This window comes from Synechococcus sp. MU1651 (assembly GCF_023630635.1).
Lineage (GTDB): Bacteria > Cyanobacteriota > Cyanobacteriia > PCC-6307 > Cyanobiaceae > Parasynechococcus.
In genome coordinates, this window is sequence record NZ_JAKUHJ010000007.1 from 47,128 (window position 1) to 63,302 (window position 16,175).

General features: G+C 62.7%; 16 protein-coding genes and 1 other RNA gene. 6 read left to right on the forward strand and 11 right to left on the reverse strand.

Annotated features, from left to right (window positions below; translation table 11 throughout):
• Positions 1–51 precede the first annotated feature (51 nt).
• Both NCN05_RS07560 and NCN05_RS07565 read left to right on the forward strand, forming a co-directional pair.
• Entirely contained in the window at positions 52–1,281 is a 1,230-nt protein-coding gene (locus tag NCN05_RS07560) for a glycosyltransferase (protein ID WP_250397610.1), read from the forward strand.
• 31 nt (positions 1,282–1,312) lie between these two features.
• Positions 1,313–2,071 (forward strand): undecaprenyl-phosphate galactose phosphotransferase family protein, encoded by a 759-nt coding sequence (locus NCN05_RS07565; protein ID WP_250397611.1) that lies wholly within the window; start codon positions 1,313–1,315, stop codon positions 2,069–2,071.
• Between the two features lie 7 nt (positions 2,072–2,078).
• Here the strand turns inward: NCN05_RS07565 and cbiB are convergent, their stop codons facing one another.
• The 5 genes from cbiB to NCN05_RS07590 form a co-directional block, all read right to left on the reverse strand.
• The gene (gene cbiB / locus NCN05_RS07570; RefSeq protein ID WP_250397612.1) at positions 2,079–3,098 is read right to left on the reverse strand and encodes an adenosylcobinamide-phosphate synthase CbiB; all 1,020 of its coding nucleotides are present in this window, start codon (positions 3,096–3,098) and stop codon (positions 2,079–2,081) included.
• Positions 3,099–3,217: 119 nt separating this feature from the next.
• The gene (gene ilvC, locus NCN05_RS07575) at positions 3,218–4,213 is read right to left on the reverse strand and encodes a ketol-acid reductoisomerase (protein ID WP_114988451.1); all 996 of its coding nucleotides are present in this window, start codon (positions 4,211–4,213) and stop codon (positions 3,218–3,220) included.
• Positions 4,214–4,275: 62 nt separating this feature from the next.
• On the reverse strand, positions 4,276–4,878 hold the full coding sequence (locus NCN05_RS07580; protein WP_226425644.1) for an ATP-dependent Clp protease proteolytic subunit: 603 nt from the start codon (positions 4,876–4,878) through the stop codon (positions 4,276–4,278).
• Positions 4,879–4,931: 53 nt separating this feature from the next.
• Positions 4,932–5,600: an ATP-dependent Clp protease proteolytic subunit gene (locus tag NCN05_RS07585; protein ID WP_114988632.1), complete on the reverse strand. Its 669-nt coding sequence runs from the start codon at positions 5,598–5,600 to the stop codon at positions 4,932–4,934.
• 24 nt (positions 5,601–5,624) lie between these two features.
• Positions 5,625–6,782: a PIN/TRAM domain-containing protein gene (locus NCN05_RS07590; protein ID WP_250397613.1), complete on the reverse strand. Its 1,158-nt coding sequence runs from the start codon at positions 6,780–6,782 to the stop codon at positions 5,625–5,627.
• Positions 6,783–6,821: 39 nt separating this feature from the next.
• Here NCN05_RS07590 and hemW point away from each other — a divergent pair, with 39 nt between their 5' ends.
• On the forward strand, positions 6,822–8,027 hold the full coding sequence (gene hemW, locus NCN05_RS07595) for a radical SAM family heme chaperone HemW (RefSeq protein WP_250397614.1): 1,206 nt from the start codon (positions 6,822–6,824) through the stop codon (positions 8,025–8,027).
• Here hemW and panB read toward each other — a convergent pair.
• On the reverse strand, positions 7,939–8,754 hold the full coding sequence (gene panB / locus NCN05_RS07600) for a 3-methyl-2-oxobutanoate hydroxymethyltransferase (protein ID WP_250397615.1): 816 nt from the start codon (positions 8,752–8,754) through the stop codon (positions 7,939–7,941). The genes hemW and panB overlap by 89 nt on opposite strands.
• Before the next feature lie 43 nt (positions 8,755–8,797).
• Here panB and ffs point away from each other — a divergent pair.
• Positions 8,798–8,894: signal recognition particle sRNA small type (gene ffs, locus NCN05_RS07605), an RNA gene on the forward strand.
• Positions 8,895–8,936: 42 nt separating this feature from the next.
• Here the strand turns inward: ffs and ftsZ are convergent.
• The 5 genes from ftsZ to miaB form a co-directional block, all read right to left on the reverse strand.
• The gene (ftsZ, locus tag NCN05_RS07610) at positions 8,937–10,046 is read right to left on the reverse strand and encodes a cell division protein FtsZ (RefSeq protein ID WP_115008739.1); all 1,110 of its coding nucleotides are present in this window, start codon (positions 10,044–10,046) and stop codon (positions 8,937–8,939) included.
• A 117-nt stretch (positions 10,047–10,163) separates the two neighbouring features.
• The gene (locus tag NCN05_RS07615; RefSeq protein ID WP_250397616.1) at positions 10,164–11,009 is read right to left on the reverse strand and encodes a cell division protein FtsQ/DivIB; all 846 of its coding nucleotides are present in this window, start codon (positions 11,007–11,009) and stop codon (positions 10,164–10,166) included.
• Positions 10,997–11,407, reverse strand: coding sequence for a hypothetical protein (locus NCN05_RS07620; RefSeq protein WP_250397617.1), 411 nt, complete (start codon positions 11,405–11,407; stop codon positions 10,997–10,999). Before NCN05_RS07620 ends, NCN05_RS07615 begins: the two co-directional genes overlap by 13 nt.
• A gap of 23 nt (positions 11,408–11,430) precedes the next feature.
• Positions 11,431–12,483, reverse strand: a complete 1,053-nt coding sequence (locus NCN05_RS07625) for a D-alanine--D-alanine ligase family protein (RefSeq protein ID WP_250397618.1) — start codon at positions 12,481–12,483, stop codon at positions 11,431–11,433.
• Positions 12,484–12,534: 51 nt separating this feature from the next.
• Positions 12,535–13,929, reverse strand: a complete 1,395-nt coding sequence (gene miaB / locus NCN05_RS07630) for a tRNA (N6-isopentenyl adenosine(37)-C2)-methylthiotransferase MiaB (protein ID WP_250397619.1) — start codon at positions 13,927–13,929, stop codon at positions 12,535–12,537.
• A 74-nt stretch (positions 13,930–14,003) separates the two neighbouring features.
• Between miaB and NCN05_RS07635 the strand changes: the two genes are divergently transcribed.
• Positions 14,004–15,092 (forward strand): mandelate racemase/muconate lactonizing enzyme family protein, encoded by a 1,089-nt coding sequence (locus NCN05_RS07635; RefSeq protein WP_250397632.1) that lies wholly within the window; start codon positions 14,004–14,006, stop codon positions 15,090–15,092.
• On the forward strand, positions 15,092–16,174 hold the full coding sequence (locus tag NCN05_RS07640) for an N-acetyltransferase DgcN family protein (protein WP_250397620.1): 1,083 nt from the start codon (positions 15,092–15,094) through the stop codon (positions 16,172–16,174). The genes NCN05_RS07635 and NCN05_RS07640 overlap by 1 nt, the downstream gene beginning before the upstream one ends.
• Position 16,175: the final 1 nt, after the last annotated feature.

Consider the following 16,175-nt stretch of genomic DNA (forward strand, 5'->3'; position numbering starts at 1 on the left):
TGCTCCTGCAATGAGCTGAGAGACTTCGTAGCGTTCGCTTAATCCAGAGGGATGTCCTCGGCTTCGGATCACCTCCCGCAGCGCATCGCTCTGGTTCATGAGTGGTTCTCGCCTCGTTCTGTCGGTGGGGCAGAGCAGGTTGTTCAAGAGCTTGATTCCCTGCTGCGCAGCCTCGGCTGCGAGCCGCAGATGGCGGCCCTGATCGATGCCGAATCTCGACGGCCGGGCAGTTGGTTGCATGGACGAAACGTCCTCACCAGCCCGATTCAGTGCCTGCCGTGGGGGCGCAGCCATGTTCAGCAGTACCTGCCGCTGCTGCCCTTTGCCATCGAACAGATCGATCTCGGCGCAGCTGAGCTGGTGATCAGCAGCAGCCATCTGGTCGCCAAGGGTGTGCTGACGGCTCCGGACCAGCTGCACATCAGTTATGTACACACACCCGTGCGGTACGCCTGGGACCAGATGCACGCTTACCTGCAGCGTTCGGCGCTGGCTCGGCGTGGTTTGGGTCCTTTGATTCGCTGGCAGTTGCATGCTCTGCGGCAATGGGACCAACTCAGTGCTCAGCGGGTCGATCACCTCATTGCCAACTCCCGTTTCACGGCGCGTCGAATCCGCAAGTACTGGGGGCAGGAGGCCAGCGTGATCCATCCCCCAGTGGAGGTGGAGCGCTTTCGCTGGAATGCCGATCGAGACGACGTCTACCTCTGCCTGTGCCGTTTGGTTCCCTACAAGCGGGTGGATCTTGTGGTGGAAGCTTTCAACCGCTTGGGTCTCCCCCTGCTTGTGGTGGGTGATGGTCCGGAGAAGGCGCGATTGGAAGCTCTGGCTGGTCCCACGGTCACCTTGCTCGGCCGTCAGTCCCAGCAGCAGGTGGAAGAGCTCATGGCCCGTTGTCGGGCATTTGTCTACGCCGGCCTGGAGGACTTCGGCATTGCTCCGGTGGAAGCAATGGCGTCCGGAGCTCCGGTGATTGGGTTGGGGCGGGGTGGTTTGTTGGACACGGTGCGCTGTGCGGCTGCAGGGATTCCTGAGCCCACTGGGGTGCTGTTCCCTGAACAAAGTGTCGAGTCGTTGGTGCAGGCCGTGGAGTGGTTTGAACAAGAACGCATTTGGCGTTCTCTGGATGCAGAGGCCATTCGTGCGTGGGCCGAGCGCTTCAGGCCGGAAGCCTTTGCGGCGCGTTTTGAATCGGCTCTGCGAGCAGCCTGGAGCGACCATCAGCGGGGCTGTGCCGTTGCAGCGAGTGACCCTACGGAGATGTCAGGGCTGCACCTGTGACGTTGAGTGTGGTGAGTCCCAAGTTGAGCCTTTGACCTCGGCCTCCCGGCCATCCTTGATTCAGTCCGCAGGGCGTGCAGCTCGCCGTGGCAAGTACAAGCCTCACCTTGCGCTGATTTCAGCTCCGCCATCGGATCTGTCGACCGGCACGCTGATTCGCCATCAGAACCGTTGGGGCCGAGTCTTTAAGCGCAGCGGAGACATTGTTTTTTCTCTCGCCGTACTCAGCATCGGTTCTCCGTTGTTGCTGCTTCTGGCGGGATTGGTGAAGCTCAGTTCACCGGGGCCTGTGTTTTACGTTCAGCGTCGGGTGGGCCGGAACTACCAGCGTTTTGGATGTATCAAGTTCCGCACCATGCGGGCCGATGCGGATGCCGTTCTTGCGCGTGTTCTGGAGGCAGATTCCTCGCTGCGTGCTGAGTTCGAGCGCGACTTCAAATTGAAACGTGATCCCCGAATCACTCCCCTGGGTCGTTTCCTGCGCCGCTCGAGTCTTGATGAGCTGCCACAGTTCTTGAATGTTCTTCGTGGGGAAATGAGCGTGGTCGGTCCACGCCCAATCGTCGAGAAAGAACTCGTTCGTTATGGCCCTTACATGGATGAAGTTGCCTCAGTCCGCCCTGGGTTGACCGGCCTTTGGCAAGTGAGTGGCAGAAATAACTTGAGTTACAAGAAAAGGGTCAAGCTTGATCTGGCCTATGCCCGTGGTCGTTCGTTCGGCCTGGACTTTGCCATCATCCTGCGCACATTTGGTGTGTTGCTCCTGCCGATGGATCGCGGTGCTTACTGACTTGTGTTCAGCGGCTCATGGTCCATTGGATGATCCCAAGACCACTGAGCCAGACGATCTCCAGTCGGCTTGATGCCTTCAGAACAGCTCTGACCGAAAGCTCGTTTGCCTTTGGTTGGTCGGTCCCAAGCACAGGTTTCTGCACCAAGCGCTCTCCATACCTGTTCTCGCCCCCAAGTTGGATGCCGATGCAGTGGGCGTAGATCGCTTCTGAACGACCTGCATTGGGGGATGGATCCGCAGAGCCATCCCGCTCTGCCGCCTGCACCCGTTGCGCCCATTGTCTCCAGGGTGGGCAGACCAGGGGCAGCGTCAGCATGACCAGACGGCAGGGCAGCCAGGTGAGCAGATCATCGAGGCGAGCGCCGGCTGTCCCCAACCAGCGCAGCCTGCCGCTGCGGTACCCGAGCATGGAATCCAGCGTGCTGCTGGCCTTGAAGCCCCAGGCCAGCGCCAGCGGACCAGGGCCAGAGGGCAAGACCATCCACAGCAGGGAACCGATCCCCATCCAGAACAGTGGTGCGAACACGCCATCCACAGCATTTTCTGAGGCTGTTTCAGCTGCGGCCCTGAGCAGTCCCGTGCGATCCAGACTCTGAACGTCGCGTCCAACGATCCAGCTCAAGTTCCGGCGGGCTGGTTCGAGATCCCCCTCCGCTGCTGAGGGCAGTGCATCCACCACGGCGAGCACACTGTCCTTGAGGCTGCGAGCCGCCAGGGCGCTGGCGAGGCTCAGGGTCAGTACTGGAATGCTGAGCCATCCCCATGGGGAGGGAAGCCATAGCAGCCGCTCCAGGCACCAGCCCGTCAGAACGCTGCCAAGCACCACGATCAGGCTGATCAGGCCTCCCCCGATCCGCAGCTTGATCGGATGGTCCCCCGCCCATGGCTCGATCCAATGGCGCAACTGCTGAATGCTCCATCCCATCACCACCACGGGGTGGAGCCACCGGCGCGGGTCACCGATCAACTGATCCAGCAGTGCTGCCCCAATCACCAGCAGGCCTCCCATCGCTTCTGAGCTCATGGGAGGGGCGTGGCCAGAAACCAACAAAAATCCCCGCTCTGCGCCGTTAGGGCAACAGAGCGGGGGGTGAGCTGAGTGATGGTGTTTGATGCCACCTGCTGTTCAGCGCTTGCGCTGGATCAGGCGTCCTTCAGCCAGCTGAACATCGAGCGCAGGCCTTTGCCCACTTTCTCGATCGGATGCTGGGAATCACGGTCGCGCACCTTCTTCATCTCTGGCTTGCCGGCTTCGCATTCGGCCACGAAGTTCCTGGCGAAGGTGCCGTCCTGGATGTCTGCCAGAACGCGCTTCATCTCGGCCTTGGTGTCGGCGGTGATCAGACGGGGACCGCTGACGTAGTCGCCGTACTCCGCGGTGTTGGAGATCGAATCGCGCATGGAGGTCAGTCCTCCCTTCACCATCAGATCCACGATCAGCTTCACCTCGTGCAGGCACTCGAAGTAAGCCAGTTCGGGCTGGTAGCCCGCTTCCACCAGGGTTTCGAAACCAGCCTTCACGAGTTCAGACAGACCGCCACACAGCACAGCCTGCTCACCGAACAGGTCGGTTTCGGTCTCTTCCTTGAAGTTGGTCTCCAGAATGCCGGCACGGGTGCCACCGATTCCCTTGGCATAGGCCATCGCCATGCCGCGGGCGTTGCCGGAGGCGTCCTGTTCGATGGCGAACAAGGCGGGCACGCCCTGGCCGTTCTGGTACTCCCAACGCACGGTGTGGCCAGGGCCCTTCGGGGCGATCATCACCACATCCACATCGGCGGGAGGCTTGATCAGCTCGAAACGGATGTTGAAGCCGTGGGCGAAGCTGAGCACCTTGCCTGCACTCAGGTGGGGTGCGATTTCCTTCTCGTAGACGTCCTTCTGGAATTCGTCGGGCAGCAAGACCATGATCCAGTCGGCCTTGGCTGAGGCATCGGCCACGCTCAGCACCTCAAGGCCGTCCGCCTTGGCTTTCTCGGCGGAGCGGCTGCCGTCATAGAGGCCCACCACCACGTTCACGCCTGAATCCTTCAGGTTCAGAGCGTGGGCATGACCCTGGGAGCCATAACCAATGATGGCCACGGTCTTGCCGTTCAGCAGACCGAGATCGGCGTCGGAGTCGTAAAAGAGCTGGGCCATCCGGGGCGGGCTTGCGGAACACTGCAGTGGACGAGCTTACGCAGCGGCCTGCCCCGTTCGGTTCAGGCCTCGTTCGGATGGGAGATGACGCGGTCGATCAGGCCGTATTCCTTGGCTTCTTCGGCGCTGAGGAAGTAGTCCCGGTCGGTGTCCTTCTCGATCTTCTCGAAGCTCTGGCCACTCATGTCGGCCAGGGAGCGGTTGAGCATCTCCTTCATCCGCAGGATCTCCCGTGCTTCGATCTCGATGTCACTGGCCTGGCGACGGCTGGTGCCGCCAAGGGGCTGGTGAATCATGATCCGGCTGTGGGGCAGGGCGACCCGCTTGCCTTTGGTGCCAGCCGCGAGAAGGAAGGCACCCATGGATGCAGCAAGGCCAACGCAGATGGTCACCACCTCGCTCTTGACGTACTGGATGGTGTCGTAGATCGCCAGTCCAGCCGTGACGGAGCCGCCGGGGGAGTTGATGTATAGGTAGATCGGCTTGCTGCTGTCTTCCGAGTCCAGATAGAGCATCTGGGCCACCAGGCTGTTGGCGATGCTGTCATTGACCTCAGAGCCAAGGAAGAGGATCCGCTCCACCCCGAGACGGGTGTAGATGTCGACCCAGCGCTCCATCTGGCTGCCGGGCAGGCGGTAGGGAACGCTGGGGGTACCGATCGGCATGGTTCAGAACGTTGATGAAGGAAGGGCAGGAGGGTTGGGTCTGATGCCGTCGGTCAGACGGGGGGATTGCCAGGCAGGTCCTTGCGGCTGCTAAGCACGCGGTCGATCAGTCCGTACTCAACGGCTTGTTGCGGGGTGAGGTAACTCATCCGGTCGGAGTCCTTGCTCAGCTCCTCCACAGAACGACCTGTGTTGGTGGAGAGGATCTCGAGCATCGCCTGCTTGTTGTGCAGCACTTCCTTGGCCCGGATCTGGATGTCCGTGGCCTGGCCGCGGGCGCCGCTGCGGGGCTGGTGCAGAACGATGGAGGAGTGAGGCAGTGCGGCCCGTTGACCTTTGGTCCCTGCCGAAAGAATCACTGCCGCGGTGCCCATGGCCTGGCCGATGCAGATGGTGTGCACCGGAGGCTTCACATAGCGGAGGGTGTCGCAGATGGCGAAGGCTTCGGTTTCGAAACCGATCGCATCACCCGAGTACCAGCTGGTGCCAGTGGAGTTGATGTAGAAGTAAATAGGCTTCTCTGGGTTGTCGAACTCCAGATAAAGCAGCTGAGCAATGATCAGCTCAGTCACATCGATGCCCATCTGACGTTTGGCGTCGTCGTCAGAGAACAGGGGCAAACCCAGGTAGACGATCCGCTCCTTGAGCAGGAGTGAGGGAAGGTCTGGAGGTGGTGTGCGCATCACGGCGCTGTCGCCGTAGTACGGGGCCGAAGTTGTCATCTCCACCATCGCGGTGGGGCGAGCCTAGCCGGGGTCAGCGGGCTTGCGGTTGCTGGTTTTGGCCGGTTTTCCCTGACTTTTCGATTTGGTTGAAGTCTTGGTGTCGGTTGATGCATCGTTCTCGTCCAACCGCGCAAACACCATGCGGCCGGTTGGGGTTTGCAGGGCACCGGTCACCACCACAGGTTTGCGTTGGCCGATCAGCGATTTCGCCTCGTTGACCACCACCATCGTTCCGTCATCGAGGTAGCCGACACCCTGGCTGTCCTCCTTGCCCTCTCGCACGATCTTGAGTTTGAGCTCGTCGCCGGGTTGCACTTCAGGCCGCAACGCGATCACCAGCTCACTCAGGTTCATCACCTTCAGGTCTTTGACCTGGGCCACCTGCGCCAGGTTGAAGTCTGCGGTCACCAGCGTGCCGCCAGTGTCGGATGCCAACTGCAGCAATCGGTCGTCCGTTCCCTTGCCGTCGTAACGGGTGCTGTTGATCACCAACCGCCGCCCGTAGGTTTCCCGCAGATCCTTCAGAAGCTTCAGGCCACGTCGGCCCTTGGCCCGCTTTTCGATGTTGGTGGAATCCGACAGCTGCTGCATCTCATCGATCACCGATTCGGCAACGATCACCTGCCCTTCCAGCAATCCGCAGGCGAGCATGCCGCGGATCCGGCCATCGATGATCACGCTGGTGTCCAGGATCTTGGCCGTGGCGGGGGTCAGCACCCCATCAGCCACCAGCAGCGCCTCCGTGCTCGCGGGATTGAACAGGCGCAGCAGCGTGCGGCCGTGAACTTCAGCCAGGTTGCTTCCGAGAATTCCAAAAAAGACATTGCTCACCACCGCCAGAAGGGGTTTGAGCAGAACAATTCCTCCGGAGAACGGAAGCAGCAGAACAGGCAGCAGCAGCAGGTTGGCCACCAGCAACCCCAGGATCAGGCCGACAGCCCGGCTAACCAGCAGATCGGTGGGCATGGTGCGCACCTGTTGCATCAGGCGCACCCGCAGCTTTTTGAACACCAGGCCTGCGATCAAGCCAATGCCACCGCCAGCTCCGCTGAGCTGGAGACGCAACTGTTCAGCATTGGTGGTTGCACTCACCAGGCCGTCGGGCAGCAAGTGAATCCCCATCCACCCGGCAGCCGCACCGGAAACAACAAACAGAAGCAGGATGAGCGGATCCACCATGGGTTCAGGTCGTGGCAGCTCGATCCGGATGCCAGAAGCATGCCTTATCCCATCCCGCCCCGCAGCGCCTACCTCCACATTCCCTTCTGCCACCGGCGCTGTTACTACTGCGATTTCGCCGTGGTTCCCCTGGGGGATCAGGCCCGCGCCGAGGATGGGCCTGGCAGTCGCTCGATCCGTGAATACCTGAGCCTGCTGCATCGGGAAATCGCCTCTGCCCCAGGGGGTCCTCCCTTGTCCACGGTGTATGTCGGCGGGGGAACGCCATCGCTGTTGTGCCCGGATCAGATCGGTGGATTGCTGGATGCGCTGGCGGAGAAGTTCGGGTTGCAACCCGGTGCGGAAATCACCCTGGAAATGGATCCGGCCACCTTTGATGCCGCGCAGTTGGCCTCCGTTTTGGCCCATGGCGTGAACCGCATCAGCCTGGGGGGGCAGAGCTTTGATGATGCGGTGCTCGAGCAGCTGGGGCGTCGGCATCGCCAGAGCGACCTCCATGCGGCGATCGACTGGCTGGTTCAGGCCTGGCGCGATGGCGCGCTTCGGTCCTGGAGTCTCGATCTCATCCAGAACCTCCCGGGCCAGACCCTGGTCGGGTGGGATGCGCAGTTGGATCAGGCCATTGCCAGTCAGGCTCCCCATCTCTCGATTTACGACCTCTCGGTGGAGCCAGGCACGGTGTTTGATCGCCAACGAACGCTTGGCCTGTTGCAGCTGCCGGAGGACGACCTAGCCGTTGCCTTGATGGAGCGGACCACGCAACGGCTGGCGGCTGCTGGACTCAGCCGCTACGAGATTTCCAACCACGCCCGTCCGGGCCATGCCTCCCGTCACAACCGGGTGTACTGGAGCGGTGCCGGTTGGTGGGGCTTTGGCATGGGAGCGACATCAGCACCCTGGGGGGTGCGTTTGGCGCGACCCCGCACCCGCGCCGCCTACGCGGAATGGCTGGATCATCCTCCTGAGGAATCAGTCGCCGTGGCTGGACTCCCCCTGGATGATCAATTGCTGGTGGGTCTGCGGCGCCGGGAAGGGGTGACCCTTCAAGGTCTTGATGCCGATGCCCTTGTGCGTCGCTGGCAACCGTTCGTTGAGCGTGGATGGCTGCAGCAGCGGGCAGGCCGTTGGTGCCTCACCGACCCTGAGGGCATGGCCCTCAGCAATCAGGTGCTAATTGAGGTGATTCTGTGGTGGGAAGAGTGTTGTTCCGGGTCTGCTGGACCCAACCCTTCAACGCGTCGATGAACAGGTGGCGGCCATCCACCAGCGCTGGGCTGAAGGGAGGTTGTTTGGCGGTGAGTCCCAGCAGGTCTGCGGTGACGCGCACCTGGCCGTCGCAGCCGTCACCTGCCCCGATGCCGATCACCGGGATGGTCAGCGCCTGCTGCACCCGGCACGCCAGCTCGGCAGGAACATGTTCCAGCACCAGGGAGAAGCAGCCCTTCTGCTCGAGGGTGCGCGCCTGATCAACCAGGCGTTCCTGGCTGATGGCGTCCGTGGCCTGGCGCCTGTACCCCAGGCGATGCACGGCCTGGGGGGTGAGGCCCAGATGCCCCATCACGGGAATGCCCATGCGCACAAGACGGTCGATTACGGCGACAACCTCGGGTTCCGCCCCCTCCAATTTCACCGCCGCTGCGCTGGACTCCTTCAACAAACGCCCTGCGGCAGCCACGGCGCGGTCTTCGCCGCACTGGTAGCTGAGAAAGGGCAGGTCACAGACCAGCAGGGGCTGATCGGCCGGCATGGCCGTCAATCCCCGGGCGACTGCCTGGGTGTGATGGAGCATCTGGTCCAGGCTCACCGGGAGTGTTGTGGCATGGCCCAGCGCCACCATCGCCAGTGAATCACCGATCAGCAGCACGTCTGCACCGGCGGCCTCGGCCAGAGCTGCAGAGAGGCTGTCCCAAGCGGTGAGCATGGCGATGGGTTGGCCCTTCTTCTTGAAGCGGGTCAGATCAGAAGGACGCATGCAGCTTCAGAACCCCTCGGGGGCTCATTGCTAGCATTCGGCCGATTCGGGCCCATGCGGCTCTGACGCCCAAATCTGGTCAGGACCGGAAGGGAGCAGCCACACGGGATGCTCAGAGCAGGCGTGGGTTCCGGGTCACCACATTCAAGTGAGCTGTCAGACCGTGGGGTCTGACAGGGATCTCACAGGCTGCCGTTGTCCTGTTGCTGACGGCGACGCAGGAACTCAGGAATGCGGGCGCCGTTCTCTTCGGGCTCCCCACGATTCAGCATTCCGGGCACGGAGCGGCTGCGCTCGCTGCGGTACGGCTGCTTGTTCTCGAAGCCTGTAGCGATCACCGTCACGTGGATCTCCCCTTCGAGGGCCTCATCCACCACAGCGCCCACGATGATGTTGGCTTCGGGATCGACAACGTCGTAAATCACCTCGGAAGCAGTGGTCATGTCCTCCAGGGTCATGTCCTTACCACCGCTGATGTTGATCACACAGCCCTTGGCGCCATCGATGCGCTCGGTTTCCAGCAGCGGGCTTGCAATCGCGGCTTGGGCTGCTTCCACGGCTCTTGAGCGACCGGAACCGATGCCGATGCCCAGCAGTGCTGTGCCTGCTTCGGTCATCACGGAGCGAACGTCAGCAAAGTCAACGTTCACCAGGCCCGGGCAGGTGATGATGTCGCTGATGCCTTTGACGCCCATTCGCAGGACATCGTCCGCACTCCGGAAGGCTTCCTGAAGGGGAGCTCCGCCGATGGCATCACGCAGGCGGTCGTTGGGGATCACAATCAGGGTGTCCACGTGTTCCGCCAACCGAGCGATGCCTTCGTCGGCCTGACGCATGCGACGACGGCCCTCGAAGCTGAACGGCTTGGTCACGATGCCCACAGTGAGAGCACCGACCTCACGGGCGACTTCGGCCACCACTGGTGCTGCACCAGTTCCCGTTCCACCGCCCATGCCAGCGGCAATGAACACCAGATCGGAGCCCTGCAGTGCATCGTGAAGATCCGTGCGGGATTCTTCGGCTGCCTTCTGGCCGATGGTGGGGTTGCCGCCGGCACCCAGTCCGCGGGTCAGGGTCTGCCCCAACTGCAGCCGTTGCTGGGCCTGCGACTGGATCAGGGCCTGGGCATCGGTGTTGAGAACGCGGTATCCAACCCCCTCAAGGTCGCTGAGGATCATGCGGTTGACGGCATTGCTGCCGCCACCCCCAACGCCGATGACCTCGATGCGGGCGGACTGGCTGGGCTGGATACCAGCTGCCGTGAAAGACCCTGAGCCGCTCACCATCTCCATCGTCGAGGCAGAACCGTGTGGTTGCGTTGCATTATGTCCCTGAAGCCTTGTCTCGGCTTCAACAGATCACAAACCAGGAGCTGAGGTTGTGGTCTCCAGATTTTCCACCCGAAGGTTTCAGGGTTCAGTTTTGGGCTGCTTGGGGGCGGGGGGCGCCGGCAGTTGCAGTTCCGGGCGGTCCGGATTGCTGAGATCAAGGCTGCTGTGATGGGCCCCGCGCAGGTGCTTTGGCAACGTCCGGTTCAGATGGAGGATCGTTTCGATCTGGGTGTTTAAGAGGGCCGGTTCGCCACCGAGATCAATCCGGCCCAGCTCGGTGGTGATCAGACTGATGTTCCCGTCGGGATCGAGCACGATGGCTTTCAACATCCCGGCGAAGCGATTCCGTTGTTGCAGCAGCGCAGCGACCTGACCGCGTTGCGGGCCATTCCAGCCGCGCACCATGATCTCCGTGAGCGGATCTGCTACGGCGTCGCTCAGGGGAATCCATTCACCTGCGGCGTTGAGCAGACCCCGTTCCCGTCCAGCGGGTCCCCGACGCTCAGCGCGTGCGATGGGAATCTCCGGCTTCAGGCTGATGACGAGGCGAGCGGGGAACATCCGGCGCTGCACGTGAGCGCTGTGAACCGGTAAGACCCCGACCAGCTGTTGTTCCAGCTCCCTCGGACTGACCTCCAGCAGGGGTGAGGGAAAGCGCAGCTTGGCCGCCTCGATCACCTGATTGGTCTCAAGGGCGGCACCGCCGGTCAGGATGACAGCCTCAGGGCTCCGCAGCGTCCAGCCATGGCGCAGCAAGATCCAGCTGAATCCGCCACTGAGCAGCAGCAAGGCCACAAAGCGCCAGAGCTGAAGCAACAGGGTCTGGCGGCGCTGTCGGCGCAAGTCCCGGCGCCGGGCCACCTGCGCGGAAACCGGCCTTTGGGAGGATTTGTTGTTGGTCGAGACCCGGCTCACAGGTCGCATCGGGCCTTTGCCATCAGCTGCTCACCCCAGCTGCGCGCGCGGTCGGCATCAGAGAAGGGCACATCCATCTGCAGATCTTTCCCGATTAGGCGCAGCCGACAACGCCCCTGGGATTCGTCGGTGAGGGGCGCATCGCCGGACGCCAGCGACATCAGCTCCACAAGCTCGAGTTTGCAGACGTCAAACGAGCCCTGATCCTGAAAACTTCCCGCCTCGAAGCTGCTCCAGTGCAGTTCTCCGTCTTTCAGACGGGCACCACCACAACCATCGAGCTTGGCGAGTTCGGAGCCTTCGGCCCAGGTGCGAAACAGGTTTTGGCGCCGCCGTTCCAGCCATCCGAGCGAAGCCAGCAGCACGAAGGCCAGCAGCAGAGGAAACCAGAGCAGTCCGTGGCTCATGGGTTAGGCGAAGGACGCTGCGTTCATTCTCCTGCGGTTTGGATCAGTTTGTGCACCAACTGTTCGAGTGTTACGCCGCTGGCCGCCCAGAGCATTGGGAACATGCTCTGGGCCGTGAAACCAGGCAGGGTGTTGATTTCGTTGATCCAGAGCTGATCGTTGGCGTCGTCGTAGAAGAAATCCACCCGACCCATGCCGTTGACGCCCACGGCAGCGCAGGCCTGCAGGGCCTGGGCGCGGATGCGGTCAGCCACTTCATCGGGTAGTGGAGCGGGAATCAACGTGGTGCTGCGCCCTGCGGTGTATTTCGTCTCGTAGTCGTACCAGTCCGCATCAAAACGAACCTCACCGATCACCGACGCTTCGAGCATGCGTCCCCCCAGGACGGCGCATTCCACCTCTCGGGCGTTGACGCCCTGCTCCACCACCAGCCTTGGATCGAGCGCTGCAGCCTGATTGAGGCCTGCTTCCAGTTCTTGGCGGGAACGCACCTTGCTGATGCCCACCGAGGAGCCGAGATTGGCGGGCTTCACAAAGCAGGGGTAGTTCAGTTCGCGTTCAATCCGATCCATGAGGGCCGATCGGCTGACCGCGTTCTCGAGTTCGGACGCGTGAAGGGCCTCATAGGGCACCAGGGACAGCCCGGCGCTGGCGAAAGCAGATTTCATCGCCTGCTTGTCCATGCTGACGGCTGAGCCGAGCACGCCGGCACCAACGAACGGTTTGCCGGTCAGCTGGAACAACCCCTGAATGGTGCCGTCCTCTCCATTGGGACCATGCAGCACCGGGTACCAGAGGTCGACCGCATCACATCCCTCCGGGAACCCCTGGAATCCTGATGGGGGCAGAGGTGGGTTGAGCTCCGGTGCGGTTTCGGAGGCCAGGGTTGCCTCGGACAGATCCGTTCCCCACCAGCGACCATCACGGTCGATGTAGATCGGCTGCACTGTGTATCGCTCTCGGTTCTGCCCGCTGCGCAGGCCTCGGACGACGGTCGCCGCAGATCGGATCGACACGTCGTGCTCTCCAGAGCGGCCTCCAAAGACGAGCCCGACCGTGATGGGACTGGAAGGCATGAATGCGGCGACCCCTGAGCGGTGGGAGCGCCAAAGGTATCAGCGTTGTGCTCAGTGGGGCAGGGGGCTGCCGCTGAGTGAAAAGGAGCGCACCGCATCGATGCGCACCGGCACGAGATCGCCCGCTTTGTAGGCATGACCATCCGCTCCGGTGGAGCTGAAGAAGGTCAGGCGATTGGTGCGGGTTCGCCCCATCAACTGCGATGGGTCCTTGGGGTTGATGCCCTCCGCCAGCACTTCTTCCGTGCGCCCCTCGTAGCGGGCATTGGCCTTGCGGGCGCAGCGTTCCACCAGGGCATTGATTTCGCGCAGGCGTTCCACCTTCACCTCCTCCGGCAGCTGGTTGTCCCAATGGGCTGCAGGGGTATTGGGCCGGGGTGAATAGGCCGCTGTGTTCACCTGATCGAAACCGATCTCTTCGATCAGATCGAGGGTGCGGCGGTACTGCGCATCGGTTTCGCCAGGGAAGGCAACGATCACATCGGCACTGAGGGAGGCATCGGGCATGCGCTCACGGATGCGGTCGATGATCCGTCGGTAGCGCTCAACGGTGTAGCCCCGGGCCATGGCCTGCAACACGTCGTTGTCCCCGCTCTGAAACGGAATGTGGAAGTGTTCGCAGAGCTTGGGCAGGTCGGCACAGGCATCGATCAGCCGCCCGGTGAAGTAGCGCGGATGGCTGGTGGCAAAACGGATCCGTTCAATGCCCTCCACGTCGTGGACGTGATGGAGCAGATCCGTGAGGGTGTGTTGGCGGCGACCCTCCGGCGTGATGCCCGGCAGATCGCGGCCGTAGGCATCAATGTTCTGTCCGAGCAGAGTGATCTCCTTGTAGCCCTGGGCGGCAAGACCCTCCATTTCCAGCTTGATCGCCTGGGGCAGCCGTGATTGTTCCTTGCCGCGCACGGAGGGCACCACGCAGTAGGTGCAACGTTCGTTGCAGCCGTAGATCACGTTCACCCAGCCACAGATGCTGCTGTCCCGGCGGGCCGTGGTGATGTCTTCAAGGATGTGGTGGTCTTCGGTGGCGACCACCTGCTGACCGCTGTCCACCTGCAGCAGAAGGGTTTCAAGCCGATTGGCGTGTTGCGGTCCCATCACCAGATCCAGCTCCGGTACCCGCCGGAGCAGGGACTCGCCCTCCTGCTGAGCAACGCAGCCCGCCACCACCAGGGTGAGATTGGGGTTGCTGCGTTTCCTCTGGGCCTGTCTGCCGAGGTAGCTGTAAACCTTCTGCTCGGCGTTGTCCCGGATGGTGCAGGTGTTGTAGAGCACCAGATCGGCATCCAGTTCGGCTGACGCCTCCCGATAGCCCATGGCCTCCAGGATTCCCGCCATCCGTTCGGAGTCCGCCTTGTTCATCTGGCAGCCGAACGTGGTGATCCAGTAGCTGCCGCGCTGGGGGTTGGCGGTGGCGTCAGTGGCGAGGGGGGCGGAGGCGACCAAATCTCTGGCTCAAGCCTTCTCAGTGTGAGTCACAGCGGTGTTGTGTCAGTTTGGAGATTGACAGCCGGATGGCGATGGGCTGGGCCCTCACACGGTTTTCGCTCACCAAGGCCGTGCCCCTCACGATCAGCAGGGGCACCACAGCTGCCGTGGTGCGGTTGGAGCTCAGCTTGGAACGTGATGGGCTGGTGGGCCGCGGCGAGACCGGGGGATTTGAGACCGGCCACCGAGCCTTTGCCCTTGAGGCTGTGGAACAGGAACTGCTGGGGCTTTTGCCGCAACTGGAAGCTCTGGATCCCCACCGTCCGCAACGGTTTGAGCCCCTGCTTGCATCCCTGAGTCCCCCGGCCCGTTGTGCCATCGACCTGGCCTTGTGGGACTGGCATGGGCAACGGCTCGGCCATCCGCTGTGGCGGCTCTGGGGATTGGACCCAGCCGAGGGTGTGGCCACCAGCGTCACCCTGGGACTGGCTTCAGTGGATGCCGTGTTGGATCGTCTCGAACGCTGGTGGACGCAGCTGCCGGCGACGCGGGTGAAGCTCAAGCTGGGCAGCCCCGACGGCTTGGACCACGACCTCAGCCTGTTGGGGGCGGCGGCTCAGGCCATCACGGATCGATCCCAGCGGCAGGGTGTGGCCATCGAACTGCAGGTGGATGCCAATGGCGGATGGACCGTGAATCAGGCCAGGCAAATGCTGGAGCCCCTGGCCGCACACCAGGTGGTGCTGCTGGAGCAGCCTCTGGCTCCAGACCTGGATCCCACGCAGGACACAGCGGGATTCGCGGCGCTGCACCCGCACTGTCCGATGGCCTTGGTGGCGGATGAAAGTTGCTGGGATCTGGAGGATCTGCTGCGCCTGGCCCCAGTGGTGGATGGCGTGAATCTCAAGCTGCTCAAGACCGGGGGGCTCAGTCAGGCCTTGCTAATGGCCCAAGTGGCGCAGAAGAAGGGGCTGGACCTGATGGTGGGTTGCTACTCCGACAGTTCGTTGTTGAACGGTGCAGCGGCCCAGATCTTGCCTCTGATTCGTTGGCCGGATCTCGACAGCCATCTCAACTTGGTGGATGACCCCTTTGTTGGCCTTGAGTTGCAGGACGATCGTCTGCGGCCTTCGGCGATGGCTGGATTGGGGATCCGCCAGGCAGGAGGCACTACAGCGTGATGAGCGGGACTCAAGCGCCGTCGGGATTTCGGGAGATGCGGTTGGTGCTGCTCCAACACGGTGGTTTGGCCAGCCTCACCGGCAAGACCGGTCTGGCCATGCTCCGACACCGTGCTGGACCGATCGTCGCGGTGATCGATCCCGACCATGCGGGCCAGTCTCTGCAAAGCGTCACCGGCATCGAGCGTGATGTGCCGGTGGTGGCGGACTTGTCTGCTGCTCTGCCCTACGAGCCTGAGGTTGCTGTGGTGGGCCTGGCTCCTTCGGGGGGGCGGCTGCCTGATCCTGTTCGCCACGACGCCTTGGCGGCGTTGCGCGCAGGCCTTCATCTCGCCAGCGGACTCCACACCCGCCTGGCCGATGATCCCGAACTGGCAGACGCCTGCTGGCGCGACCGTTGGATCTGGGATCTGCGCCGGGAGCCGGAAGGCCTCAACGTTGGCCAGGCACGCGCAGCAGATCTTCCCTGCCGGCGCCTTCTGGCGATTGGCACCGATATGGCTGTCGGCAAGATGAGCGCATGCCTCTCTCTCCTGGAGGCAGCCGAGCGCTCCGGGATCCCCGCGCGCTTTGTGGGCACAGGGCAGGCCGGAATTCTGATCAGCGGAGAAGGGGTCGCCCTGGATGCTGTGCGCGTCGATTACGCCGCCGGTGCGGTGGAGGCGGCGGTGCTTCGCGCGGCGGCGGCTCTGCCGGAGCAGGGTCTTGTGCTGGTGGAGGGTCAGGGATCGCTCTGCCATCCGGCCTCCACGGCCACGTTGCCCCTGTTGCGGGGCACGCAGCCGACGGCCCTGTTGCTCGTGCATCGGGCAGCACAGCAGACCATCGATCGACTGCCTCAGATCCCGCTTCCAAGCCTTGAGGCCTTGGTGGCCACCACAGAATCCCTGGCGAGCTGGGCGCGGCCTGATGGGGCTGCTGAGTCAGCCAAGGTGGCCGCTGTCGCCCTCAACACCGCCCGCCTTGATGAGGCTCAGGCTCGAGACGAGGTGGAGCGCATCCGCCAGATGCTGTGTCTGCCCTGCACGGATCCGGTCCGCTGGGGAGCAGAACCGCTTCTCAGGGCTTTGTTGAGTTGTTGAG

Coding starts and splice junctions, on each gene's coding strand:
- NCN05_RS07560 (WP_250397610.1), top strand. CDS start 52: ATGTCCTCGGCTTCGGATCACCTCCCGCAGCGCATCGCTCTGGTTCAT.
- cbiB (WP_250397612.1), bottom strand. CDS start 3,098: ATGAGCTCAGAAGCGATGGGAGGCCTGCTGGTGATTGGGGCAGCACTG.
- ilvC (WP_114988451.1), bottom strand. CDS start 4,213: ATGGCCCAGCTCTTTTACGACTCCGACGCCGATCTCGGTCTGCTGAAC.
- NCN05_RS07580 (WP_226425644.1), bottom strand. CDS start 4,878: ATGCCGATCGGTACCCCCAGCGTTCCCTACCGCCTGCCCGGCAGCCAG.
- NCN05_RS07585 (WP_114988632.1), bottom strand. CDS start 5,600: ATGACAACTTCGGCCCCGTACTACGGCGACAGCGCCGTGATGCGCACA.
- NCN05_RS07590 (WP_250397613.1), bottom strand. CDS start 6,782: ATGGTGGATCCGCTCATCCTGCTTCTGTTTGTTGTTTCCGGTGCGGCT.
- hemW (WP_250397614.1), top strand. CDS start 6,822: ATGCCTTATCCCATCCCGCCCCGCAGCGCCTACCTCCACATTCCCTTC.
- panB (WP_250397615.1), bottom strand. CDS start 8,754: ATGCGTCCTTCTGATCTGACCCGCTTCAAGAAGAAGGGCCAACCCATC.
- ftsZ (WP_115008739.1), bottom strand. CDS start 10,046: ATGGAGATGGTGAGCGGCTCAGGGTCTTTCACGGCAGCTGGTATCCAG.
- NCN05_RS07615 (WP_250397616.1), bottom strand. CDS start 11,009: ATGCGACCTGTGAGCCGGGTCTCGACCAACAACAAATCCTCCCAAAGG.
- NCN05_RS07620 (WP_250397617.1), bottom strand. CDS start 11,407: ATGAGCCACGGACTGCTCTGGTTTCCTCTGCTGCTGGCCTTCGTGCTG.
- NCN05_RS07625 (WP_250397618.1), bottom strand. CDS start 12,483: ATGCCTTCCAGTCCCATCACGGTCGGGCTCGTCTTTGGAGGCCGCTCT.
- NCN05_RS07635 (WP_250397632.1), top strand. CDS start 14,004: ATGGGCTGGGCCCTCACACGGTTTTCGCTCACCAAGGCCGTGCCCCTC.
- NCN05_RS07640 (WP_250397620.1), top strand. CDS start 15,092: ATGAGCGGGACTCAAGCGCCGTCGGGATTTCGGGAGATGCGGTTGGTG.